The organism is Saccharopolyspora sp. NPDC000995, from assembly GCF_053599315.1.
Map to the genome: position 1 here is coordinate 1 of NZ_JBSFLZ010000267.1, position 2917 is coordinate 2917.

3 protein-coding genes are annotated in these 2917 nt (G+C 66.9%); 2 read left to right on the forward strand and 1 reads right to left on the reverse strand.

Translation table 11 applies throughout. From position 1 onward, the window contains the following. Positions 1-171 precede the first annotated feature (171 nt). Complete coding sequence (locus tag ACWDKQ_RS35615; protein ID WP_450143145.1) at positions 172-933, reverse strand: hypothetical protein; 762 nt, start codon at positions 931-933, stop codon at positions 172-174. A gap of 468 nt (positions 934-1401) precedes the next feature. Between ACWDKQ_RS35615 and ACWDKQ_RS35620 the strand changes: the two genes are divergently transcribed. Then, positions 1402-2502, forward strand: a complete 1101-nt coding sequence (locus ACWDKQ_RS35620; RefSeq protein ID WP_450143146.1) for a hypothetical protein — start codon at positions 1402-1404, stop codon at positions 2500-2502. Between the two features lie 76 nt (positions 2503-2578). Then, positions 2579-2845 carry a hypothetical protein gene (locus tag ACWDKQ_RS35625; protein WP_450143147.1) on the forward strand — a complete coding sequence of 89 codons (267 nt, stop codon included), beginning with the start codon at positions 2579-2581 and terminating at the stop codon, positions 2843-2845. The last annotated feature ends 72 nt before the right edge of the window (positions 2846-2917 follow it).

Consider the following 2917-nt stretch of genomic DNA (forward strand, 5'->3'; position numbering starts at 1 on the left):
AAGTGGACACGGCTATCAGGATCTCCGATCCCGCCCTCGCTCTGGTACCCGGTACTCACACCAGGTGTCTCATCTCATCCTGACAAAGAGGGGTGCGGGGTCCAGTGTGATCGCGCATAGGGATGTCCTTCTTTTCGGCGTGGTCAGGCGTGGGGTGTTGGTGGGGGTACGTCATCGGATGGCGCCGGTGTCGGGCCCGAATTGGGGGTGCGGGTCGGTGTGCTGGTGTGGTTGGGCGAAGACGAGGACGTCGGCGTGGACACGGCGATGCCGCACCGGCCTTGCGGAGGTGCCTGGCGCGGAGCCGTGTGGGTGGTCGTTCTCGGTGTGGAGGCGGCCGTGCCGGATCGGGATGAGCAGGGCGACGATGTGCTGGAGGTAGAGCAGGTCCGCGCTTTGTGCCGCCGCGACGACGGAGCCGGTGGGGTCGAGGAGCTGTCCCTGTGCGGTGTGGGTGTGGGTGAGTACGGCGAGGATCCCGCCGGTGCGCAGTAGCCGGGCCGCGGTCTGGGCGAGGTGATCGCAGGTCCGCGTGTCAGCGTGCTGCGGTGGCAGGCTCGCGATGACCAAGTTCGCGCGGCACTTGCCTGCGCCTTCCGTTGACGACGGGCGGGGCAGCGGTGGTGTGTCCGGAATGCCGTCGGGTGCGAAGCCGGGGCGGGGCTGGCTGGGTGAGTGCCTGGTGGTGGGTTCGGCGGGGGTGGGGGTGATGCTGACCGTGCGGTCGAGTTGGCTGACGGCGGCTTCTGCTGTAGTGAGGCCGCCGGATTCTGCGGAGCGGGTCGCGGGCAGGTCGTGGGGACGGGTGGTGGCCTGCAGGTCGAGCAGGATGACCTCGTCGTGGGGTGTGGTGAAGGATGTGACGATCTTGTCTAGGAGCGCGGTGGGCCAGGGATCGTCGGGGTCGATCGGGGGCGTTTGGCAGGCCCACACCGTCGCTGGTGTGCTCGCGCCAGCCCGCTCGCGCGGGTTTCGTGGGGTTCGGCGGGGTGCTGATGGAGAGGCCGGGCCGCTGACGTCCGGCTGCGCGCGGCGCGCACGGGGCGTGCGTGGGGTGGGCTGTGATGGGTTCATGGAATGCCTCCACGATGCTGGTGACATTCCTGAACTCCGTCCTACGCCCCGGATAGGGACAGCACACGCACGGAGTTTTCACAGAAACATCCGCATCGAGCGGCATCCGAGACCGCCCGGCTTCGCGGCGGAACCCTCGCCGAACCGCTCTGCTCGACCTGCGCCCGCCCAGACGCCGACTTCTGGCGCAGCTGCCCGACCTGCGGGCAACCTGGCCGGATCCACGTCGGCCGCTGCGCCCGGTGCACCATCAACCGTCGGCTGCGCGAACTTCTCGCTGCCGAGGACGGGCAGATACCCGAGCACCTGCAGGCGTTCTACCAAACCGTGACCGCCACCAGCCATCCGTCCACAGTGGAAAGCTGGCTCAACAGAAGCACAACACCCACAATCCTGCACGAACTGCGCACTCGCGGCGAACTCACCCACGAGACAGTGGACGCATTGCCACCCGGCAAACCGGTTGAACACCTGCGCAGCATTCTGGTCGCCGCTGGCGCGCTGCCCCACCGTGACGAGCAGATGTCCCGGCTCGAACGCTGGATCACCCGGGCCATCGCCGAACGCCCGCCCGCCCAACAGCAACTGCTGCGCAGCTACGGCATCTGGCACCTGCTCCGCCGGCTGCGCGGCCGAGTCGAGGGCGCCGAAACCACCCACAACCAGCTCGCAACCGTTCGCCAGCACCTTCGTGGCGCGATGGTCTTCCTCGATTGGCTGGCCTCGCACGATCTGACGCTTGCTACCTGCGGGCAGCCCGATCTCGATCGCTGGCTCACCGACGACAACGCCACACACCGGGTCGAAGCCGGGCATTTCGTCCGATGGGCCAAGAAACAAAAGCTGACCCGGCTGAGCTATCCCGCAACCAGGTGGGGCGGACCAGCACGCATCATCGACACCGAAACACGCTGGGAACAAGCCCGCTGGCTGTTGCACGACCCATCCGTCAAACCCGAAGACCGCGTCGCCGGCCTGCTGATCCTGCTCTACGCCCAATGGCCATCGGCCATCAGCCGCCTCACCCTGGACCACATCGAATACCACGACCACGAAGTACGGTTGCGACTCGGCCGTGAACCCGTCGTGCTGCCCGAACCCCTTGCCGGACTCACCCTGCAGCTCGTCGCTTCCCGCCGCGGTCACGCCGCGATCGGCGACAAAGGAGCCTCGCCCTGGCTGTTCCCCGGCGGACAACCTGGCCGCCCCATCAGCTCCTACCAACTGGGCCAACGACTCCGCCAACTCGGACTGCAACCCGGACAAACACGATCCACCGCCCTGTTCCAACTCGCCACAGACCTGCCCGCTGCCGTCCTGGCCAAGATGCTCGGCATCCACATCAGCGTCGCGGTCGCCTGGCAACGAGCCAGCAGCGGCGACTGGGCCACCTACGCCGCCGAGATCAGCCGCCGAACGCCCCAATGATGAGAGGCATTCAGACAGTTGGAATATCTGACGTCGCCAGACCATCTGGCTCCAGCGCACGTGAAAGCAGAATTCGATGCCGCTCGCGATCGCATCCGCTCCCGGTGATGATCTGCACGCCGCCTACCTGGACTACTTGCGGCGGACCAGGCGAGGAAACGCCGCCTACACGTGGGCGGCTCGGGTGTTCTTCGGACGCTGGCCGGACCCGCGAGGGTGGGCGGCGCAGCCGTTGGAGACCCGGTTGTCGGCTGGAAGCTCGACCCGGCCGATCATCACGTTCCTGATGCTGCACCGGGTACTGCAACCGGGCTATGACTCAATGCCGCTTAGCTTAAGTTGATCTTGTGGTGTGATCTTGGGCTGTGGCGGGTGATGGTGTGGCGGCTGGTGCCCGGTTGACGGATCTGGTGTC

Bases quoted from the DNA above. Each gene is read 5' to 3' on its own strand.
- ACWDKQ_RS35625 (WP_450143147.1), top strand. From the start codon at position 2,579: ATGCCGCTCGCGATCGCATCCGCTCCCGGTGATGATCTGCACGCCGCC.